The following is a 19,144-nucleotide window of genomic DNA, read 5'->3' as shown; positions in this document are numbered from 1 at the left end:
TCTCGCGAAATGCGAGATGGGGACTTACCCGCGCAGCGCGTCGATCAATGCCGCGACCGAGCGCGGCCTTGGCGTCTTGCGCAGCGCATAGAGATGCAGCTCGCGCGCCGCCCACGCTTCGTCGAGCGGCCGGCGCACGAAGCGCGGGCTGCCGGCATAGGCCGCGGCGGCGCTTTGCGGAACCACCGCAATGCCCAGGCCCGCCTCGACCATGCGGCAGACCGCATCGAAGCTGCTGACCGACACGGTGGGCGCAAAAGGTTTTTTCTGCAGCGCCTGGGCACGTTCGTGCAGGCAGCGGTCGAGCGCGCCGCCCTGGTGGACGCCGATCAGCGGATGGTCCAGCAGCTCGGCGAAGCCGACGGCCTTTCGTTTGGCCAGCGCATGGCCGGCGGGCAGCACCACCTGCAGCGGATCGGTCGCGAAGCGCCAGGCATCGAGCCCGGCGGGTACCGGCGCCTCCACGCCCACGCCGACGTCGGCACGGTCGTCGAGGCAGGCGCGGATGACGTCGCGCGTGTCTTCTTCATGCAGCGAGATCTGGACGCGCGGATACCGGGCCATGAAGGCCTGCAGACGTTCGGGCAGGAAGCCGATCACGGCCGACATGTTGGCGTAGAGCCTGACCGTGCCGCGCACTTCGTCACCCTCGATTTGCACCTCGCGCACCAGCGACTGCAGGTCGTTGTCGATCTGCTGCCCGCGCTCGAGCACGAGGCGGCCCGCATCGGTGAGCGCGACGCCGCGCGGCGAGCGCACGAAAAGGGCAGTGCCGAAGGCGTGCTCGAGATCGGCGATGCGCCGGCTCAGCGCCGAGGGCGCGATGTGCTCGAGCGCCGCGCCGCGCACGATGGAGCCGGCGCGCGCCGTCGAGACGAAGAGTCGCAGGCTGTAGGCATCGATGCGGCGGGTCATGCCGCGCATCCTAAGGGCGCGGCCCGCCGAGCGAGAATCTGCAGGCATCAACGAAAAAGCCAACCATGCATTCAAGCAGAGACATCGTGATCATCGGCGGCGGCCATGCCGCGGCACAGCTGTGCGCCGGCCTGGCGGAGGCGGGGCAGGGCGCCCGCGTGCACCTGGTGTGCGAGGAGAGCTCGATCCCCTATCACCGGCCGCCGCTGTCCAAGACCTTCCTCAAGAGTCCGGACGAGGCGCCGCAGCTCCACCGCGCCGAGGCGTGGTATGCCGAGGCCGGGATCACGATGCACCTGGGCGACCCGGCGCTTGTGATCGATCGCGCGGCGCGCACCGTCACGCTGCGTTCAGGCACCGTGCTCGGCTGGGAGCGGCTGGTGCTCGCGACCGGCACCCGCGCACGACGGTTGCCGGCGCTGGTGGGGCTGGAGAACGTCGCGCTGCTGCGTGCCGCCGATGAGGCCGCGCAGCTGCGCTCGATGCTGATGGCGGCAGAGCACGTCACGGTGCTCGGCGGCGGGTTCATCGGCCTCGAAGTGGCGGCGACGGCGCTGGCGCTCGGCAAGCGCGCGAGCGTTCTGGAAAGCGCGCCGCGGCTCTTGAGCCGGGCCGTGTCGCCCGCCTTGTCCGAGCATGTGCTCGCGACCCATCGCGCCGCGGGCATGGACATCCGCACCGGCGTGCAATGCGGCGCCTGGCAGACCGAGGGCCGGCGTCTCGCGGCGATCGAGCTCGACGGCGTGGCGCAGCCGGTCGACCTGATGCTGCTCGGCATCGGCGCCGTGCCCGAGACCGCGCTCGCGCAGGCCGCCGGGCTGGAGTGCGCCGATGGCATCGTGGTCGACGCCTACATGCAGACCAGCGACGAGGCCGTGCTCGCGGTCGGCGACTGCACGCGCTTTCCGGATCGGCGCGCAGGCCAGGCCTTGCGGCTGGAGTCGGTGCAGAACGCCAATGACCAGGCGCGCACGGCCGTCGCCACCCTGACCGGCGCGGCCCGTCCGCACGACGCGGTGCCGTGGTTCTGGTCGGATCAGGGCAGCCTGCGCTTGCAGATGGCCGGGCTGGTCCCCGCCGAAGGCACGGCCGGCGCGAGCATGGTGCGGCGCCCGGGCGCCAATCCGGCTTCGTTCTCGCTGCTGCACTACGTGGACGGCGTGCTGCGCTGCGTCGAGTCGGTCAATGCGCCGGTAGACCACATGATGAGCCGCAAGCTGCTGGAAGCCGGACGCAGCCCGGACCCGGCGGTTGCGGCAGACTCCGCCGTGCCCCTGAAGACGCACCTGGCCTGATCAGTTCGTCATGCTGCGGCGCCGCGGGGGCGCAGCGCTCCTGCGCAGCTCGGCATCCATCACGCGGGTTCCGGCCGCTAGCGCGGCCTCGTAAGTGTCGGCGTCGTATTCCGCCGATTTCAGAACCTTCCGCGGCGCGCCGTCGGTGTCGGTTTCGAGCAGCGTCCAGACGAAGGATCCGGGCGCCGGCTCATCGATGGTGAGTTTGATCGGATTTTTCATGGCCCACTCATCCTGGGCGCCGAGGTCCTCGATTTCTGTAGGCGAAGACCGATCGTCGCGCCGGTTACATCGACTGGCGGTTCTAGCTGGTGCGTGCGGCGCCGACCGGCTCTTTTTCCTCTTCGGTTTCGGGCGACAGCGATCCGGCACGCAGCAGCAAGGCGCCGAGCAAGGCCGCCGCGGCCGCGAAGACGGCGCCGACGATGAAGGCCACGTGATAGCCGCCATTGAGCGCGGCCAGCGCATGCGCCCCGGAGCCCGTGAGGCGGTCGGTGCGCGCCGAGGCAAGGCTCGCGAGCACCGCGAGGCCCAATGCGCCGCCCATCATGAAAGCCGTGTTGACGATGCCCGAAGCCAGGCCCGATTCGCTCGGCGCGACATCGCTCATCGCGACCAGCAGCATCGGGTTGAGCGCGATGCCGGCGCCGAGGCCGAGCAGCGTCATGCCTGGCATCACGTCGAGCAGGAAGCTGCCGTCCACCGGCGCGCGCGCGAACAGCGCCAGTCCCGCGGCCGCCAGCAGCAGCCCGAACGCGAGCGGCCCGCGGTTGCCGAAGCGCATCACCAGCTTGGCCGAGAGGCCGAGCGAGAAGACTGCCATGATGAGGTTGGCCGGCAGGAAGGCGAGGCCGACCTGCATCGGGCTGTAGCCCAGCACCAGCTGCAGGTAGAGCGCCGAGATGAAGAACCACGCGAACATCGCGGCGGCCCACAGCACGCCCATCACGTTGGCGACGGCCACGTTGCGCAGGCGGAACAGGCGCAGCGGCATCAGCGGATGGCGCACGCGCGCCTCGATGGCGATGAAGACCGCCAGCAATGCCGCCGCGATGCCGAGCAGGCCCAGCGTCTGCGTCGAAGTCCAGCCGATCTCGTTGCCGTTGACGATTGCATACACCGCCAGCATCAATGAAAGCGTGACGGTCACCGCGCCGCCGACGTCGAGCTTCTCGCCGGCCGCATGCCCGGGCAGGTGCGGCAGCAGCGCGAGGCACAGCGCATAGACCGCCACACCGATCGGCAGGTTGACGAGAAAAATCCAGTGCCAGCTGAGGGCGTCGGTCAGGAGGCCGCCCAGCAGCACGCCGATGCTGCCGCCGCCGGCGCACACGAAGCCGTAGACGCCCATCGCCTTGGCGCGTTCGGCCGGTTCGGTGAACAGGTTCATGATCAGCGAGAGCGCGACCGCCGAGACCACCGCGCCGCCCAGGCCCTGCACCGCGCGCGCGGCGACCAGCAGGGCTTGCGAGTTCGAGAGACCGCAGGCCAGCGAGGCGACGGTGAACAGCGTGATGCCGAGCAGGAACAGCCGCCGATGCCCGAACAGGTCGCCCAGCCGGCCGCCCAAGAGCAGGAAGCCGCCAAAGGTGAGCATGTAGGCGTTCACCACCCAGACCAGCGAGGTCTCGGTGAAGCCGAGGTCGGTGCGGATCGAGGGCAGCGCCACGTTCACGATCGTGGTGTCCAGCACGATCATCAGGACGCCGAGGCAAAGGACCATGAGCGCCAGCCAGCGCCGGCGACCTTCGATGTGCTGGCTCATCCTTGCTTCTCCGCGGCCGTCTTGAGGTTGCCGAGGCCGGTCTCGAAGTCCTTGCCGACCATCGTGTCCATGTCGAAGAACACCTGCATGAGCTTCGCCATGTAGGGATTGGGCCCGTACATCGCCCAGGTCAGCTTGGTGGCATCGCCCTCGGGCTGCATCGTGAATTCGGCGGTGTTGTGGGACTCGAAGGGCTTGCTGAAGTCGAGCTGGATCTTGACGCGTGACGCCGGCGCGACCTCCGTGATCTCCATGCGTCCGGCGCCGGCCTTGCCTTCGCCTTCCCATGCGTACACGGCGCCCTTGCCGCTGGGCGGGCCGCTCAAGGTTCTTTTCATTCCCGGCTCCAGGTTCTCGTAGGGCGACCAGGCGCGCCAATTGCGGAAGTCGCTGATGAGGGGAAGGATTTTTCCCGGCGGCGCCTTGATGGTGGTGCTGCGCTCGACGCGGAAGGTGTCGGGCTTGGTGGCCGCCCACCCGAGCAATGCGGCCAACAGGACGACGATGGCGATGACGATGGTCTTGAGCATGAAAAAAATCTCCGTTCAATCGACGAGAAAGCCGCAGCTGAGGTTGGCGACGGTGCCGGTGATGGCGCCGGCGTAGCCGGAGGCCAGGAACACCGCCGTGTTCGCCACCTCGTCCAGCGTCGGCAGACGTTTCAGCAACGTGCCGGTGGCCGCGCCTGCGAGCATCTGGTCGATGCTGAGGCCGGCGCGTTCGGCCAGCGGACGGAACACCTCACGCGTGTGCGAAGTCGCCACCGCCTCGGGAATCGCATGGGGCCGCATGCAGACGACGCGGATGCCCTGCGCGCCGAGCTCGCCGGCCAAGTGGCGGGACAGCGCCTCGACCGCTGCGCTCGCCACGCAGTTTCCCATGTAGCCGGGCCCCGGCAGGCGGGCGCCTGGCGTCGAGAGGGTGAGGATCACGCCCGAACCCTTCTTCGCCATGTGCCGCGCCACGGCCTGCGCGGTGATGAAGTTGCTGCGCGTGTAGATGGTGATCGGGTATTCGTAGTCCTGCAGCGACAGGTCTGCGAAGGGCGTGCCCTGGACGTGTGCAACGCCGATGGCATTCAATGCGATGTCAATGCCGCCGGCCTTCTGCGCCACGGCATCGGCATGCCGGTCGACCGCTTGCGCATCGAGGGCATCGACCACCGCGCTTTCGGCCGTGCCGCCCGCGGCCTCGATGTCCGCTGCGACGCCTTCGAGGCGGGCCAGCGTGCGGCCGGCGAGAAACACCTTGGCGCCTTCTCGGGCGAAGGCGCGTGCGACGGCACCGCCGACGGCGCCTCCGGCGCCGTGGATCACTGCAGTCTTGTTGGCGAGCAGCATGCGTATCTCCTCGGGTTTGTGTACACCATCCACAAACCTTAGCAGAGATACTGGACGGTGTCCACATGCACCGTCTACGAGTATTCGGAACGCCGTCGAGCGCCGTCGCCGGCGCGAGGCTACCTAGTAGCGATAGGGGTTGTTCGGGCGGCGGTCGTAGCGATTGGGCACGCCGTCACCGTCGCGATCGCGGTCATAACGGTTCGGTATGCCGTCGCGGTCGTTGTCCCCCCAGCCGCGGCGGCGGGAATCCCAGCGATCGTCGCCGTGCCAGCGCTGCTGCGGCTGGCCGTAATAGGGCTGCCCGTAGTAAACCTGCGGCGGCGGAGGCGGCGCCGGAACCACGATCACGCGGTGCGGATAGCGCTCGCCGTATTCAGCATGGGCCGGAGCCGTGATCGCGCCGAGCGACAGCAGGGCGGCGGCGCCAAGAGTGAAAGTGATCTTTCTCATGCGAGCTCCTTGTGCTTGGAAGGAGCCTTCATCGTGCTCCTGCCATGTGAAGTAGGCGTAAGGCACGAGCGAAATCTTGTATAGCCCTGTGTCGCCCCGGTGTTGTCCCTGCCAGGCTTAACGCCGGCTCTGCAAGTTTTGCTTACATGTAGTTAGAATGTATTACATGAACACCGAGCGCGACAACTTCCACGACTGGGCACGAGACAAGCCGGACACCTCGTTCGACACGCTCGCGCGACCCGACCTGGACGATGCCCCGGAGCACCGTGCCGTGCGTTGGGGCCGGCTCGTGGTTCTGGCGCTGCTGGGGGTGGCGCTCATCGTCGGCTTCAAGTGGCTCGCGGGACTTTAAGTCTCCCCAAAGTCATAGAGCGGCACTACTCTTCCTGCGGTTCTTCTGAACCCTGTCGGCGTCTACGCTTGGCAAGGCGTCGCATCACAACCGCGGAGAGCAAACCATGAGCAACACCATCACCGTCCAAGACGGCACGCAGATCTACTACAAGGACTGGGGCACGGGCCAGCCGGTCGTTTTTTCGCACGGCTGGCCGCTGACGGCCGACGCCTGGGACGCCCAGATGGTGTTCCTCGGCGAGCGCGGCTTTCGCGTCATCGCTCACGACCGGCGCGGCCACGGCCGCTCCAGCCAGCCCTGGAACGGCAACGACATGGACACCTACGCCGACGACCTGGCCGAGCTGATGAACAAGCTCGACATCAAGGACGCGGTGATGGTGGGCCATTCCACCGGCGGCGGCGAGGTGACGCGCTACCTCGGCCGCCACGGCACGAAGCGCGTCGCCAAGGCCGTGCTGCTGGGCGCCGTGCCGCCGCTGATGCTGAAGACGGCGGCCAATCCGGGCGGCCTGCCGCTCGAGGTCTTCGACGGCATCCGCGCCGGCGTCACGGCCGACCGCTCGCAGTTCTTCAAGGACCTGACCGCACCTTTCTACGGCGCCAACCGGCCCAACGCCAAGGTCTCGCAGGGCTTGCGAGATTCGTTCTGGCTGCAGGGCATGATGGGCGGGCACAAGGGCCTGCTGGATTGCATCAAGCAGTTCTCGGAAACCGACTTCACCGAAGACCTCAAGAAGATCGACGTGCCGACCCTGATCGCGCATGGCGACGACGACCAGATCGTGCCGATCGGCGCCTCGGCCATGCTGTCGTCCAAGCTGGTCAAGGGCTCGACGCTGAAGATCTACCCGGGCCTTTCGCACGGCCTGGCCAGCACGCACGCCGAGCAGTTCAACGCCGACCTGCTGGCTTTCATCAAGGGCTGAGCTCTCCGGTAGCTGCGACCGCCAGTCGGTTCGCGGCACGCAGGCGGCGCACCTGCAGGAAGGCGCCGATCAGGAACAGGATGAAGATCGGGCCGATGACCTTCTGCAGGCCGGGATCGTCGGCGTTGGCGAACACCGGAGATCCCAGTGGCACGCGCGTGAAGGTCTCGGTCACGCCGGGAATCATGTGGAAGAAGAAGGTGAGCGAATAGCTCACCACTTCCACATAGGCCGACGCCTTGCCGAAGGCACGCGAGCGGCCGGCCAGTACCGCAATGCCCAGCACCACGAGCGTGGCGATGCCCAGCACATGCGGCTTGCCGAAGCCGCCGTGCTGGAAGATGCCGAAGCCGGTCAGGCAGGTCAGGACGGTGGTCCACAGGTAGACCTGCCCCGCGCGGGTCGCCAGGGTGATTTGTTTGTAGCGGAAGAAGGCCACGATGCCCGCGGCGACCGCGAGGAGGCTGATGGCGGTGTGCACGACACCGAGCGGCGTGAGGCCGTAGAACATGGCGCGCTCCTGGGATTGAGTCCCGCGAGCGTAGCGATTAAGCCGTCCGAAGCCCAGCCCCTTGATGGAATGGCGCTAGGTGGGCGGCGGAATGTCGCCGCCCTTCTGGCGCTCGCGGAACAGCGCGGCGCGCATCAGGAAGATGGTCGTGACCGGCGCCGTGAGGGCGACGAAGAGCGCGATCAGCACCGCGTGCAGGAACAGGTTTGCGCCCTGCACGGAGAAGTAAATGATGGTGGCCAGCGTGATGCTCCACACGCCGAGCGTCGCACCGAGCGTGGGCGCATGGATGCGGTGAAAGAAGGTTGGCAGCCGCACCAGCCCGAAGGAGCCGATAGCGGCAAAGGCGGCGCCCAGCACGGTGAATACCGCGGCCAGGATCTCGGCCCAAAGCGGCAGCGGGCCCACGATGAAGTCGCTCATTCGATCACCTCGCCGCGCAGCAGGAACTTCGCGAGCGCGGTCGAGCCGACGAAGCCGAACAGCGCGATCAGCATCGCCGCCTCGAAGTAGACATTGCTCGCATAGACGATGCCGAGCACCAGCATCATCAGCATGCCGTTGATGTAGAGGCAGTCGAGCGCCATCACGCGGTCTTGCGCGGTGGGGCCGACGAGCAGGCGCGCCAGTGCGCACAGCATGGCCACCGCAAGCAGCAGCAGCGCCAGCTTGAGGGCCCAGAAGAGCACGGGGGTCATGATTCGAAGATCTCCATCAGCGGGCGCTCGTAGCGCGCCTTGATCGTGGCGACGAAGGCTGCTTCGTCCTCGACGTCAAACGCGTGGATCAGCAGCGTGGAGCGGTCGAGCGAGATCTCGCCCCAGGCCGTGCCCGGCGTGAGGCACAGGATCATCGCCAGCACCGCCAGCGCATTGGGATCGCGCAGTTGGAGCGGCACGCGCACGAAGCGTGGCGACATGCCGCTGCCGCGCCGCGTGAGCAGCAGGCGGGCCACGGTCAGGGCCGAATGGACGAGGTCCAGCGCGACGACGCCGGCGAGCCGCAGCGCCAGCCCCGGACGGCGCATGCGCACCGTGGCGGGCCTGAGGCTCTGGGTCAGGATCGGGACCGCGATCGCGAGGATGGCCGCCAGCAGCAGCGTCGCTGCATCGAGCGACTGGTTCAGCAGCAGCCACACGACGAAGAGTGCCAGCGACAGCGGCGGCGAGGGAAGCCAGCGTTTGATCATCGTGCGCTGCCTCCTGCTTGCGTGGTGGGGCCCGGGAGCTGCCGCGCGCCGAGCACGGCCTCGCGGTAGGCGGCGGGCGAACGCAGGCCTTCGGCCGTGGCGGCGGCGTGCCGCATCACCGGCTCGGCCGCGAGCGTCAGCGCGAGGCAGGCCGCCAGCAGCGCCGCCACCGGCAGCACTTCGACCGCAGGCAGCGAAGGCAGGGTGGCGTGCGGCTGGGTCCAGAAGTGGCGGATGCCGGTGCGGCTCAGGGCGATCAGCGAAAGAAAACCCGAGACGATCAAGAGCGCGATGAAGGCCCAGCCCGCCGGCGTGATGCCTTGTTCCGCGCCGAGCAGGCCCGAGAGCATCGCGAACTTGCCGACGAAACCCGACAGCGGCGGCAGTCCTGCCAGCAGCAGCGTGCAGCCGACGAAGCCGAGGCCGAGGAAGGCGATGCCGGCCGGGATGGCGCGGCCGTAAAGCGCTTGCGCATCGTCGTCGAGATTCACGTCGTCCAGGCGACTCAAGTCTTCCGAGAGAAAGGGTGCATCGCCGGCCGCCTCGTGCGGCGCGACGCTCATGCCTGCATTGCGCCAGCGCTCGATCATGTCGATCAGGAGAAAGAAGGCGCTGGCCGCCAGCGTGGACGTCAGCAGGTAGTAGAGCGCACCCGCCCACACCGCCGGCTGCCCGAGTCCGATGGCGGCCAGCAGCGTGCCGGCGGAGATCAGCACGCTGAAGCCGGCAAGGTTGGACAGCCGCTGGGTGCCGACAATGCCGAGTGCACCGACGAACAGGGTGGCCAGCCCGGTCGCGACCAGCACGGCCTGCCCGAACTGCGCCGAAGCACCGGTGTCGGGCGCGAACAGCACGGTCCAGAGCCGAAGCACCGTGTAGACGCCGAGCTTGGTGAGGAGCGCGAACACCGCGCCGACCGGCGACACGGCGGCGCTGTACGCCGGCACCAGCCAGAAGTTGAGCGGCCAGGCCCCGGCCTTGGCGAAGAAGGCGGTCGCGAGGATGGCCGCGGCCGCATGCACCAGGCCGCGATCGGCCGGCGCGAGCTGCGCAATGCGCATGCCGAGGTCGGCCATGTTGAGGGTGCCGGTCACGCCGTAGAGCAGCGCTGCGCCCACGAGGAACAGCGACGAGGCCGCGAGGTTGATGGCCACGTAGTGCAGGCCGGCCTGCACGCGCAGCCGGCCGGAGCCGTGCAGCAGCAAACCGTAGGAGGCGGCGAGCATCACTTCGAAGAAGACGAAGAGGTTGAACAGGTCGCCGGTCAGGAAAGCACCGTTGAGTCCCATGAGCTGCAGCTGCAGCAGCGGATGGAAGTGCACGCCGGCCCGGTCCCAGCGCGAGGTCGAGTAGATCGAGGCGGCGAAGGCGACGACGCCGGTGAGCGCCACCATCATCGTCGAGAGCCGATCGGCCACCAGCACGATGCCGAAGGGTGCACGCCAGTTGCCCGGCAGGTAGACGCCGATCGAGCCTGCGCCGCTGCCGGTGTCGGCGGCGTTGACCCAGCGAAGCAAGGCCAGCGCGGCCAGGAGGCCGACCAGGCCGGAGACCACGCTCAGGAAAGACTTGGTGCGCCGGCGCTGTTCGCCCAGGAGCAGCATCAGCGCGGCCGTGAACAGGGGCAGCAGGATCGGCACCGCCACGAGATGCGGCATGCCGAGCTCGAGCAGGTGGTCGAGGAAGCGGAAGAGGCCTGTCATTCCTGCGGCTCCTTGCGCTCTTCGCCGTCCACGTGGTCGGTGCCGCTGAGCCCGCGCGAGGCCAGCAGCACGACCAGGAACAGCGCGGTCATCGCGAAGCCGATCACGATCGCGGTGAGCACCAGCGCCTGCGGCATCGGATCGGCGGTGTTGGCCAGCGTGGCGGCGAAGCCCGGGATCAGCACCGGTTCGCTATCGATCTTGACGCGGCCCATGCTGAAGATGAACAGGTTCACCGCATAGGAGATCAGCGTGAGGCCCATGATCACCTGGAAGGTGCGCGGGCGCAGCAGCAAGTAGACGCCGGAGCCGGCGAGTACACCGATGGCGATGGCGAGCACGGCCTCCATCAGGCGGCGCCTTTCGCATCGGCCGCGGCGCGCTCGGCTTCTTTCTCGGCTTGTTCGTCAGCCCAGCGGTGACTGCGGATGGACTGATGGGCCAGCGCGGTGAGGATCAGCATGGTCGCGCCCAGCACCAGCGCGAACACGCCGATGTCGAAGAACAATGCGCTCGGCACGTGCACCTCGCCGAGCACCGGCAGGTGCAGGTGCGCGGTGTGCGTGGTGAGGAAGGGATAGCCGAACAGCACCGCGCCCGAGCCGGTGGCCAACGCGAGCAGCAGGCCGATCGCGATCCAGCGCCGCGGGTAGATGCGCAGGTGTTCTTCCACCCACTCGGCGCCGGAGACGATGAACTGCAGCACCAGCGCCACCGACATCACCAGCCCGGCGACGAAGCCGCCACCCGGCTGGTTGTGACCGCGCATGAAGAAGTAGATCGACACCAGCACCGAGAGCGGCAGCAGGAAGCGCACGAGCACGGCCGGCACCATGAGGTAGCCGACGGCGGTGTCCTGGGCACGGCGCGGGTTCAGCAGGTCGCTGCTGCCGTCGTCGGTCTGCGCGCGCTGCTGCGCGGGCAGGGCCATGGACTCGGGCGCCGGCCGGAAGCGGCGCAGCAGTGCATAGACGGCGAGGGCGACGATGCCGAGCACTGCGATCTCGCCGAAGGTGTCGAAGCCGCGGAAGTCAACCAGCATCACGTTGACCACGTTGGTGCCGCCGCCCTCGGGCAGGGCGCGCTCGAGGAAGAAGGGCGAAATGCTTTGGGGGAAGGGGCGCGTCATCACGGTCCAGGCCAGCGCGGCCATGCCGCATCCGGACAGTGCCGCAATAGTCAAGTCGCGCCCGCGCCGCCCCCAGAGCCGGATTCGCACCAGTGCGGGCTGCGGCTTGGCGGTGCGCATCGGCAGCCAGCGCAGGCCCAACAGGATCAGCACCACGGTCACGGTCTCCACCACCAGCTGCGTGAGCGCGAGGTCGGGCGCCGAGAACCAGATGTAGGTGGTGCAGCACACCAGGCCCGCGCCCGAGGCCAGCATCAGCGAGGCCAGCCGGTGGAACTTGGCCTGCCAGGCGGCGGCCAGCGCGCAGATGCCGCCGATGACCCAGGTCATCGCGAACATGGTCGAGAAGGGCAGCAGTTCGCGCGTTCCGCGCTCGGCAGGCGTGAGCCACAGCGAGGCCGCCGCGCCGGCGAGGGCGACGACGACCAGCAGCAGCAACTGCATTTGCAGCCGCCGCGTGCCGAAGAGGCGCCGGCTGCGCCGGCCGGCTTCGCTGAGGCGCGCGAGCAGGTTCTCGAACATGCGCTGGCCGTCGAAGCGATGCAGCAGCGGCGTGTACTCGAGATCGCCGCGGGCGCGTCCGCGCCGCTGCAGCATGTAGAGTCCCGCGCCGCCCGCGAGCGCGACGAAGCTCATCAGGAGCGGCGTGTTGAAGCCGTGCCACACGGCCAGGCTGTATTCGGGCAGCACGCCGCCGACCACCGGCGTCGCTGCCGCGGCGAGGAAGGCGCCCACCGACCAGGCCGGCGCCACGCCGACCACGAGGCAGGTCAGCACCAGCAGTTCGACCGGCACGCGCATCCAGTGCGGCGGTTCGTGCGGCTGCTTCGGCACGTCGGGGCCGGGGGACGGGCCGAAGAACACGTCGAACACGAAGCGCGCCGAATAGGCCACGCTGAACACGCCAGCCAGCGTCGCGATGACCGGCAGGCTCAAGTTGACCCAGGGGGTGGCCTGGATGAACACGGTCTCGGCGAAGAACATCTCCTTGGAGAGGAAGCCGTTGAGCAGCGGCACGCCGGCCATCGAGGCGCTGGCGATGATCGCCAGCGTGCCGGTGATGGGCATCAGCCGGAGCAGGCCGCTCAGCTTGCGGATGTCGCGCGTGCCGCTCTCGTGGTCGATGATGCCGGCCGCCATGAAGAGCGAGGCCTTGAAGGTCGCGTGGTTCATGACGTGGAACACGGCCGCGACGGCGGCCAGCGGGCTGTTGAGCCCGAGCAGCAGCGTGATGAGCCCGAGGTGCGAGATGGTCGAGTAAGCGAGCAGCGCCTTGAGGTCGCGCTGGAACATCGCGACATAGCCACCCAAGAGCAGCGTGGCGGCGCCCGCACCGCTCACGAGCCAGAACCAGGCCTCGGTGCCGGAGAGCACCGGCCACAGCCGCGCCATCAGGAACACGCCCAGCTTCACCATGGTGGCCGAGTGCAGGTAGGCGGAAACGGGCGTGGGCGCCGCCATCGCGCGCGGCAGCCAGAAGTGGAAAGGGAATTGCGCGCTCTTGGTGAAGGCGCCGAGCAGCACCAGCACCAGCACCAGCGGATAGAGCCGGTGCGCACGAATCTCCTCGCCCGAGGCCAGCACCACGTCGAGTTCGTAGCTGCCGACGATGCGGCCCAGCACCAGCACGCCCGCGAGCAGGCACAGGCCGCCCGCGCCCGTGACCGTGAGCGCCATGCGCGCGCCGCGCCGCGCGTCGCGCCGGTGGTGCCAGTAGCCGATGAGCAGGAAGGAGAACAGGCTGGTGAGCTCCCAGAACAGCACCATCTGGATCAGGTTGCCCGAAAGCACCACGCCGACCATCGCGCCCATGAAGGCGAGGAAGAAGGCGAAGAAGCGCGGTACCGGGTCCGAAGGCGACATGTAGTACCGCGCGTAGAGCACGACCAGCGTGCCGATGCCGAGCACCAGCATGCAGAACAGCCAGGCGAAGCCGTCCATGCGGAACACGAGGTTGAGGCCGAGCGCGGGCAGCCACGCGATCTCCTCGCGGATCACATTGCCGTCGGCGAGTTGCGGGAAGAGCCATGCAGCCTGCACCGCGCAACCCAGCGCGACCAGGCCCGCCAGCGTCGACTCCCGGTTGCGTGCATCCGACGGCAGCAAGGCCGCGAGCACGCTGGCAACAAAGGGCAGTGCGACGAGGAGGACAAGGGGCATCGCGATCGATTCTATCGAGCGCCCCTCGGAGAAAGCCCTCGAATCAGCCGGCGAACTGCTGCACCGTGCGAATGCCCATCCAGGTGAGGACCAGCGAGCCGCAGACATGCAGCGCCGCCGTGCCGAAGGCCAGCGCGAGCCGGTCCTGCATCAGCATCGCGATCACCTCGGCGGAGAAGCTGGAGAAGGTGGTGAGCCCGCCGAGAAAGCCGGTGATCAGCAGCAGGCGCCAGACCGGGTCGAGTTGCGGTATGGCCTGGAACATGGCGACCGCAACGCCGACCAGATAGCCGCCGATGAGGTTGGAGGCAAGCGTGCCGTAGGGAATCGACGCGCCGGGGGTGCTGAGCCAGAGCCCCAGCCCCCAGCGTGCCAGTGCGCCCAGCGAGGCGCCGACGCAGATCGCGAACACCGGCAGCACGGCGCCTACTTCTCGACGCCCATCACCGCGTTGGGCAACACGGTCACGATGCCCGGGAACAGCGTGATCAGCGCGATGCACAGCACCAGGCAGAAGAAGAAGGGGATCGCGGCCTTGGCGATCACGTTGCTGTCCTTGCCGGTCATGTTCTGCAGCACGAACAGGTTGAAGCCCACCGGCGGCGTGACCTCGGCGATCTCGACCAAGAGCACCACGAAGATGCCGAACCAGACGAGGTCGAAGCCGGCCTTCTGCACCATGGGCAGCACCACGGCGGCCGTGAGCACGATCATGCTGATGCCGTCGAGCGCGGTGCCCAGCACCAGGTACACCACCACCAGCGCGCCGATCAACGCATAGGGCGAGAGGTGCATGCCGTCCACCCACTCGGCCAGCTGCATCGGGATGCCGGTGAAGGCCATGGTCTTGGTGAGGAAGGCGGCGCCGGCCAGGATGAACATGATCATGCAGCTGGTGCGCGTGGCGCCCATGATCCCGTCCTTGAAGTTCTGCCAGGTAAGGCTCTTGCCCCACGCCGCGATGGCCAGCGAACCCAGCACGCCGAAGGCCGCGCACTCGGTGGCCGTGGCCCAGCCCGCGACCAGCACCCATACGATGAAGACGATCAGCAATCCGCAGGGAATCAGGTTGCCCGAGAGGCGGATCTTTTCCCTGAAGCCGGTCGGCGGATCGGCCGGCGGCACCTTGTCGGGGTTGCGCAGGCTCCACCAGCCGATGTAGCCCGAGAACAGCAGCATCAACAGGAAGCCCGGCAGGAAGCCGGCCAGGAAGATGCGGATGATCGAGGCGTCGGCCGCCACCGCATAGACCACCATGGTGATCGAGGGCGGGATCAGGATGCCGAGCGTGCCGGCGGTCGCGAGCGAGCCGATGGCCAGCTTCTCGTTGTAGCCGCGGCGCTTGAGTTCGGGCAGCGCGACCTTGGCGATGGTCGCGCAGGTCGCGGCCGACGAACCCGAGACCGAGCCGAACACGCCGCAGCCGAGGATGGTGGTGTGCATCAAGCGGCCCGGCACGCGGTTGAGCCAGGGGCGCAGGCCTTCGAACATCTCTTCGCTGAGCTTGGTGCGAAACAGGATCTCGCCCATCCAGATGAAGAGCGGCAGCGCCGCGAGCTCCCAGCTGGCATTGCTTTCCCAGAAGGCCGAGAACAGGTTCTTGCCGGGCAGCGTGTTGGTGAAGAAGGCCTGGCCGACCCAGCCGACGATGGCCAGCGTCATCGCGATCCAGACGCCGCCGGCCAGGAGCAGCAGCATGATGGCGAGCAGCAGCGCGCCCATGAGGAGGGTATCGAGCATCTAGATATCCGAGGAGAAGTCGCCGGCCGCGTGCCGTTCTTCGACTGCGCGCTGGTAGCTCGGCTTCTCGCCGCGCACCACGCCGACCAGTTCGTCGATCATCGCGACGAGCAGCAGCCAGCAGCCGATCACGAAGGTCGATTGCGGAATCCAGATCGGGATGACCAGGAGGCCGGTCGCCATCTCGGCGAATTCGTAGCTCTCCCAGGTGAAGCTGGTGGCCCAGTAGGTGAGGTAGGCCACCGAGACCGCGGCGATCAGCAAACACGTGACGTCGAGCACGCGCCGCATCTTGAGCGGCACGGCATCGAGCAGCAGCGTCACGCGCACGAAGTCGCCGTGGCGGAAGGCATGGGCCATCGCGAAGAAGGAGGCCGCGGCGCAGAGCCAGGACACCGCATCGTTGAGCCCGCTCACATGCCAGTTCATCTGGCGGCCGACGCCGGCCACGACCATCAGCACGAAGATCAGGAACACGCAGAACGCGCCGAGCGCACCTGCGCCGCCGTACAGACGATCGAGGAATCGGCGCATGTCTTATTTCTTCTTGTAGGCGTCGACGATCGCTTGGCCATCGGCGCCGGTGGCCTTGAGCCAGTCGGCCTGCATGATGCCGCCGACCTGGCGCATGTCGGCATCGAGCTTGGGCGAAGGCTTGTGGATCTTCATGCCGCGCTCGGCCAGCAGGCGCTTGTATTCGTCGTTCTTTTCCTGGGCGACCTTCCAGCCGCGTGCCTCGGCGTCGGCCGCGACCTTGGTCACTGCGGCCTTGGTGGCGGGGTCGAGCGCGTCGAAGGCCTTGGCATTGACCAGGATCGCGTTCTTCGGGATCCAGGCCTGCGTGTCGTAGAAGTTCTTGATGTGCTCGTAGGTCTTGGTGTCGTAGCCGGTCGAGCCGGAACTCATGTAGCTTTCGATCACGCCCGTGGCCATCGCCGCGCTCAGCTCAGCCTGCTGGATCTGCACCGGCTGCGCGCCGATCAGTTCGGCGATCTTGGCCGTGGCGGGGCTGTAGGCGCGCCACTTGATGCCGCGCAGGTCGGCGACGGAGCCGATTTCCTTCTTCACGTAGATGCCCTGAGGTGCCCATGGCACCATGAACAGCACCTTGATGCCCTGTGCGGCCAGCAGCTTCTCCATGGCGGGCTTGGAAGCCTCGTAGAGTTTCTTCGCTTCGGGATAGGTGGTCGCAAGGAAGGGCACGCCGTCGAGCGCGTAGATCGGGTTCTCGTTGGCGAAATTGGCCAGCAGGATCTCGCCGGCCTGGGCCTGGCCGCTTTGCACGGCGCGCTTGATTTCGGGCGCCTTGAACAGCGATGCGTTCGCATGCACGGTGATCTTGAGCTTGCCGCCGGTGGCGGCGTCGACGTCCTTCGCGAACTGCGTGATGTTCTCGGTGTGGTAGTTGGTGGCCGGGTAGGCGGTGGGCAGGTCCCACTTGGTTTGCGCCAACGCTGCTGCGCCGAGGGTCAGGCCAGCGAGGGCAATGCCGAACTTGTGATTCATGGGCTCTCCAGAACGTACGAAAGTAAAAAGGCGACGGGGAGCATACGTGCAAATATCGGGCCATCGCGTGGGGCTTTCCCCTGCCGTAGGCGCATGGCCGACGCCTCGGCGCGAATGAAAAAGCCGCCCGTAGGCGGCTTTGGATCAGCGCGGCGAACCGCGGCGGAGATGGTTCAGGGCTTGGCGTCGGCCTTCTTGGAGGCGCCGTCGGCCTTGGGGGGCTCGGACTTCGCGACCTTGGCCGCAGGTGCCGCGGCGCCCGCGAAGCTCTGGCCATTGACGGTCAGCCCTTCGGCAGACAGCGTGGCGGCCGCCTTCTCCTTCACGCCCTTGACCCGGCTCATGAGGTCCGGCCAGTCCTTGAACGCGCCTTGCTTGCGTGCTTCGATGATGCGCTTGGAGAGCGCGGGGCCCACGCCCCTGAGCGCATCGAGCTCTGCGTCCGTCGCCTTGTTGACATCGACTGCTGCCCAGGAGGCGGTCGCAACGAGCATGGCCATGATGGCCAACATTACTTCAGCATCTTGAGATTCCCTGACATTGTTGTGAAAGGGATGCCGGGGCATCCCGCCGCACGCGGCATGCGCACGGCGCGGGTTTCAACGGCAGGTTCTGAGCTGCGGTTGACGCCTCTGCGACGAAGTCAGAATTGATCAGATTTGCTCAGAGCTCTTCGACGCGCCGGGGCGGGTAGCTGTCCCAGGCCTGGCAGCCGGGGCAGTGCCAGAAATGCTGATGGGCTTCGAAGCCGCAGGCTGCGCAGCGGTAGCGCAGCAGCGGCCGCGTGGCCTGGTCGAGCGCGCGTTGCACCTGCGGATGGAACTGCTCGTGCGTGAAGTGCTCGCTCGACAGCCAGCGGGACGCCGCCACGAGGGAGGGCTGGTGGGCCAGGTGCGCGATGTAGCCGTCGCGCGGTTCCGGCGCCGCTGGCGCGCTGGACGTGGTGTCCTCCGGCAGCACCGGCGCGCCGCCCAAGGCCATGATTGCCTCGAGCACGTCGATCGAGGGCGATTCTGCATAGCGGCGCTGGAGCAGGATCAGCGCCTCGCCCGCGCGCTGCGAAGCGACCGAGGCCTGCTGCAGCATCGCCGCGTAAAGAGGCAGCGCCAGCGGCGCGTTCTCGCTGAGGGCGGCGAGCGTTTCGAAGGCCTTGGCGGAGTCGCCGTTGCGCAGTTGCAGCGTGGCCGTGTCGATGGCCGGCCGCGGCGCCTGCGGCGCCAGCGCGACCGCCTGCTCCAGCAACTGCGCTGCGGCGTTCAGGTCGCCGGCCGCCGCCTGCTCGGCGGACTGCTCGCAGAGGTGATGGGCCCGGCGCACGCCGTAGCTGGCCTGCTCGGTCTCGTCGAGCTTCTGCGCCACTGCGGCGGCTTGCGCCCATTCGCGCGAGCGTTCGTAGATGGCGAGCAGGGCGAGCCGGGCCTCGTTCTCGTAGCGCGTGCCTTCGAGCTTCTGCAGCGCGGCTTCGGCGCGGTCGAGCAGGCCGGCGCGCAGGAAGTCCTGCGCCAGCGCATGCTGCGCGCGATCGCGGTCGGCGCGGCTCAGGTCGCCGCGGCCCAGCAGGTGCTCGTGCACGCGCACAGCACGCTGGTATTCGCCGCGGCGGCGAAACAGGTTGCCCAGCGCGAAGTGCAGTTCCTGGGTGTCGGGGTCGTTCTGAACGGCTTCGATGAAGGCATCGATGGCCTGGTCCTGCTGCTCGTTGAGCAGGAAGTTGAGGCCGCGAAAGTAGGCCTTGGGCGCCTGCCGGTTCTCGATGCGCAACTGCCTGAGATCGAAACGCGAGGCCAGCCAGCCGAGGACGAAGGCGAGGGGCAGGCCGAGCAGCAGCCAGCTGAAATCAAAGTCCATGTTGGCGTACGGCGGGAAGGTCGGTGGCGGCGGCCGCCGGGGCAGGGGCTGCCGTGACGGGCGAGACCGGCGCCGCGGGCAGCTGCGCCGCGGCGCTGCGGTGCTTCCACCAGCCCGGCAGCATGCCGAGCGCGCCGACCACGAGTCCGCCGGCAAAGGCCGCAAGCACCACCAGCACGAGCGGGGCGCGCCAGTGGGTGCCGAAGAAGAAGTAGACGGTGGCGTCGTGCTGGTTGTTCAGCGCGAAGGCGAAGAGGGTAAAAAAAATGGCTGCCTTGAGCAGCCACAGGAGGTATTTCATGCG

Annotated in this window: 23 protein-coding genes; 3 read left to right on the top strand and 20 right to left on the bottom strand. The window is 68.0% G+C overall.

What is annotated here, in order from left to right; genetic code table 11:
• Nucleotides 1-24: 24 nt before the first annotated feature.
• Nucleotides 25-915, bottom strand: a complete 891-nt coding sequence (locus ACSQ9A_RS19300; RefSeq protein WP_436304780.1) for a LysR substrate-binding domain-containing protein — start codon at nucleotides 913-915, stop codon at nucleotides 25-27.
• 65 nt (nucleotides 916-980) lie between these two features.
• Between ACSQ9A_RS19300 and ACSQ9A_RS19295 the strand changes: the two genes are divergently transcribed.
• Nucleotides 981-2,210, top strand: coding sequence for an NAD(P)/FAD-dependent oxidoreductase (locus tag ACSQ9A_RS19295; protein ID WP_436304779.1), 1,230 nt, complete (start codon nucleotides 981-983; stop codon nucleotides 2,208-2,210).
• Here ACSQ9A_RS19295 and ACSQ9A_RS19290 read toward each other — a convergent pair whose 3' ends face one another.
• The 5 genes from ACSQ9A_RS19290 to ACSQ9A_RS19270 all read right to left on the bottom strand — a co-directional run bounded on the left by ACSQ9A_RS19290 (nucleotide 2,211) and on the right by ACSQ9A_RS19270 (nucleotide 5,768).
• The gene (locus ACSQ9A_RS19290) at nucleotides 2,211-2,432 is read right to left on the bottom strand and encodes a hypothetical protein (protein WP_436304778.1); all 222 of its coding nucleotides are present in this window, start codon (nucleotides 2,430-2,432) and stop codon (nucleotides 2,211-2,213) included.
• An 82-nt stretch (nucleotides 2,433-2,514) separates the two neighbouring features.
• The gene (locus tag ACSQ9A_RS19285) at nucleotides 2,515-3,975 is read right to left on the bottom strand and encodes an MFS transporter (protein ID WP_436304776.1); all 1,461 of its coding nucleotides are present in this window, start codon (nucleotides 3,973-3,975) and stop codon (nucleotides 2,515-2,517) included.
• On the bottom strand, nucleotides 3,972-4,505 hold the full coding sequence (locus ACSQ9A_RS19280; RefSeq protein WP_436304775.1) for an SRPBCC family protein: 534 nt from the start codon (nucleotides 4,503-4,505) through the stop codon (nucleotides 3,972-3,974). The genes ACSQ9A_RS19285 and ACSQ9A_RS19280 overlap by 4 nt, the downstream gene beginning before the upstream one ends.
• A gap of 15 nt (nucleotides 4,506-4,520) precedes the next feature.
• Nucleotides 4,521-5,315 (bottom strand): SDR family NAD(P)-dependent oxidoreductase, encoded by a 795-nt coding sequence (locus ACSQ9A_RS19275; RefSeq protein WP_436304774.1) that lies wholly within the window; start codon nucleotides 5,313-5,315, stop codon nucleotides 4,521-4,523.
• A gap of 123 nt (nucleotides 5,316-5,438) precedes the next feature.
• Nucleotides 5,439-5,768: a thrombospondin type 3 repeat-containing protein gene (locus ACSQ9A_RS19270; RefSeq protein ID WP_436304773.1), complete on the bottom strand. Its 330-nt coding sequence runs from the start codon at nucleotides 5,766-5,768 to the stop codon at nucleotides 5,439-5,441.
• A 166-nt stretch (nucleotides 5,769-5,934) separates the two neighbouring features.
• On the opposite strand from ACSQ9A_RS19270, the gene ACSQ9A_RS19265 reads away from it, so the two are divergent.
• Nucleotides 5,935-6,123 carry a hypothetical protein gene (locus ACSQ9A_RS19265; protein WP_436304772.1) on the top strand — a complete coding sequence of 63 codons (189 nt, stop codon included), beginning with the start codon at nucleotides 5,935-5,937 and terminating at the stop codon, nucleotides 6,121-6,123.
• A 106-nt stretch (nucleotides 6,124-6,229) separates the two neighbouring features.
• Nucleotides 6,230-7,054, top strand: a complete 825-nt coding sequence (locus tag ACSQ9A_RS19260) for an alpha/beta fold hydrolase (RefSeq protein ID WP_436304771.1) — start codon at nucleotides 6,230-6,232, stop codon at nucleotides 7,052-7,054.
• On the opposite strand, the gene ACSQ9A_RS19255 is transcribed toward ACSQ9A_RS19260, so the two are convergent.
• The 14 genes from ACSQ9A_RS19255 to ACSQ9A_RS19190 all read right to left on the bottom strand — a co-directional run bounded on the left by ACSQ9A_RS19255 (nucleotide 7,044) and on the right by ACSQ9A_RS19190 (nucleotide 19,141).
• Complete coding sequence (locus ACSQ9A_RS19255; protein ID WP_093103083.1) at nucleotides 7,044-7,565, bottom strand: hypothetical protein; 522 nt, start codon at nucleotides 7,563-7,565, stop codon at nucleotides 7,044-7,046. The two genes, ACSQ9A_RS19260 and ACSQ9A_RS19255, sit on opposite strands and share 11 nt — an antisense overlap.
• Before the next feature lie 75 nt (nucleotides 7,566-7,640).
• On the bottom strand, nucleotides 7,641-7,988 hold the full coding sequence (mnhG, locus tag ACSQ9A_RS19250; protein WP_436304770.1) for a monovalent cation/H(+) antiporter subunit G: 348 nt from the start codon (nucleotides 7,986-7,988) through the stop codon (nucleotides 7,641-7,643).
• Nucleotides 7,985-8,263, bottom strand: coding sequence for a K+/H+ antiporter subunit F (locus tag ACSQ9A_RS19245; protein ID WP_093103086.1), 279 nt, complete (start codon nucleotides 8,261-8,263; stop codon nucleotides 7,985-7,987). The genes mnhG and ACSQ9A_RS19245 overlap by 4 nt, the downstream gene beginning before the upstream one ends.
• On the bottom strand, nucleotides 8,260-8,751 hold the full coding sequence (locus ACSQ9A_RS19240; RefSeq protein ID WP_436306326.1) for a Na+/H+ antiporter subunit E: 492 nt from the start codon (nucleotides 8,749-8,751) through the stop codon (nucleotides 8,260-8,262). Before ACSQ9A_RS19240 ends, ACSQ9A_RS19245 begins: the two co-directional genes overlap by 4 nt.
• Nucleotides 8,751-10,457 (bottom strand): monovalent cation/H+ antiporter subunit D, encoded by a 1,707-nt coding sequence (locus ACSQ9A_RS19235; protein WP_436304769.1) that lies wholly within the window; start codon nucleotides 10,455-10,457, stop codon nucleotides 8,751-8,753. The genes ACSQ9A_RS19240 and ACSQ9A_RS19235 overlap by 1 nt, the downstream gene beginning before the upstream one ends.
• A complete protein-coding gene (locus ACSQ9A_RS19230) occupies nucleotides 10,454-10,807 on the bottom strand; it encodes a Na+/H+ antiporter subunit C (RefSeq protein ID WP_436304768.1) in 354 nt (117 codons plus the stop codon). The genes ACSQ9A_RS19235 and ACSQ9A_RS19230 overlap by 4 nt, the downstream gene beginning before the upstream one ends.
• Entirely contained in the window at nucleotides 10,807-13,746 is a 2,940-nt protein-coding gene (locus ACSQ9A_RS19225) for a monovalent cation/H+ antiporter subunit A (protein WP_436304767.1), read from the bottom strand. Before ACSQ9A_RS19225 ends, ACSQ9A_RS19230 begins: the two co-directional genes overlap by 1 nt.
• A 43-nt stretch (nucleotides 13,747-13,789) precedes the next feature.
• Nucleotides 13,790-14,167 (bottom strand): fluoride efflux transporter CrcB, encoded by a 378-nt coding sequence (crcB, locus tag ACSQ9A_RS19220; protein WP_436291006.1) that lies wholly within the window; start codon nucleotides 14,165-14,167, stop codon nucleotides 13,790-13,792.
• A 5-nt stretch (nucleotides 14,168-14,172) separates the two neighbouring features.
• Nucleotides 14,173-15,486: a TRAP transporter large permease gene (locus ACSQ9A_RS19215; RefSeq protein WP_093103093.1), complete on the bottom strand. Its 1,314-nt coding sequence runs from the start codon at nucleotides 15,484-15,486 to the stop codon at nucleotides 14,173-14,175.
• The gene (locus tag ACSQ9A_RS19210) at nucleotides 15,487-16,020 is read right to left on the bottom strand and encodes a TRAP transporter small permease (RefSeq protein ID WP_093103095.1); all 534 of its coding nucleotides are present in this window, start codon (nucleotides 16,018-16,020) and stop codon (nucleotides 15,487-15,489) included.
• Nucleotides 16,021-16,023: 3 nt separating this feature from the next.
• The gene (locus ACSQ9A_RS19205; RefSeq protein WP_093103096.1) at nucleotides 16,024-16,992 is read right to left on the bottom strand and encodes a TRAP transporter substrate-binding protein; all 969 of its coding nucleotides are present in this window, start codon (nucleotides 16,990-16,992) and stop codon (nucleotides 16,024-16,026) included.
• 173 nt (nucleotides 16,993-17,165) lie between these two features.
• Nucleotides 17,166-17,492, bottom strand: a complete 327-nt coding sequence (locus tag ACSQ9A_RS19200) for a ComEA family DNA-binding protein (protein ID WP_436304766.1) — start codon at nucleotides 17,490-17,492, stop codon at nucleotides 17,166-17,168.
• A 163-nt stretch (nucleotides 17,493-17,655) separates the two neighbouring features.
• Nucleotides 17,656-18,840 (bottom strand): lipopolysaccharide assembly protein LapB, encoded by a 1,185-nt coding sequence (lapB, locus tag ACSQ9A_RS19195; RefSeq protein WP_436304765.1) that lies wholly within the window; start codon nucleotides 18,838-18,840, stop codon nucleotides 17,656-17,658.
• A complete protein-coding gene (locus tag ACSQ9A_RS19190) occupies nucleotides 18,830-19,141 on the bottom strand; it encodes a LapA family protein (protein ID WP_093103099.1) in 312 nt (103 codons plus the stop codon). Before ACSQ9A_RS19190 ends, lapB begins: the two co-directional genes overlap by 11 nt.
• Nucleotides 19,142-19,144: the final 3 nt, after the last annotated feature.

The sequence above is a fragment of the Variovorax sp. LjRoot290 genome (genome assembly GCF_964253985.1).
Lineage (GTDB): Bacteria > Pseudomonadota > Gammaproteobacteria > Burkholderiales > Burkholderiaceae_C > Variovorax.
The sequence above is the reverse complement of the archived record's forward strand: the minus strand, read 5'-3'. Positions and strand labels throughout refer to the sequence as shown.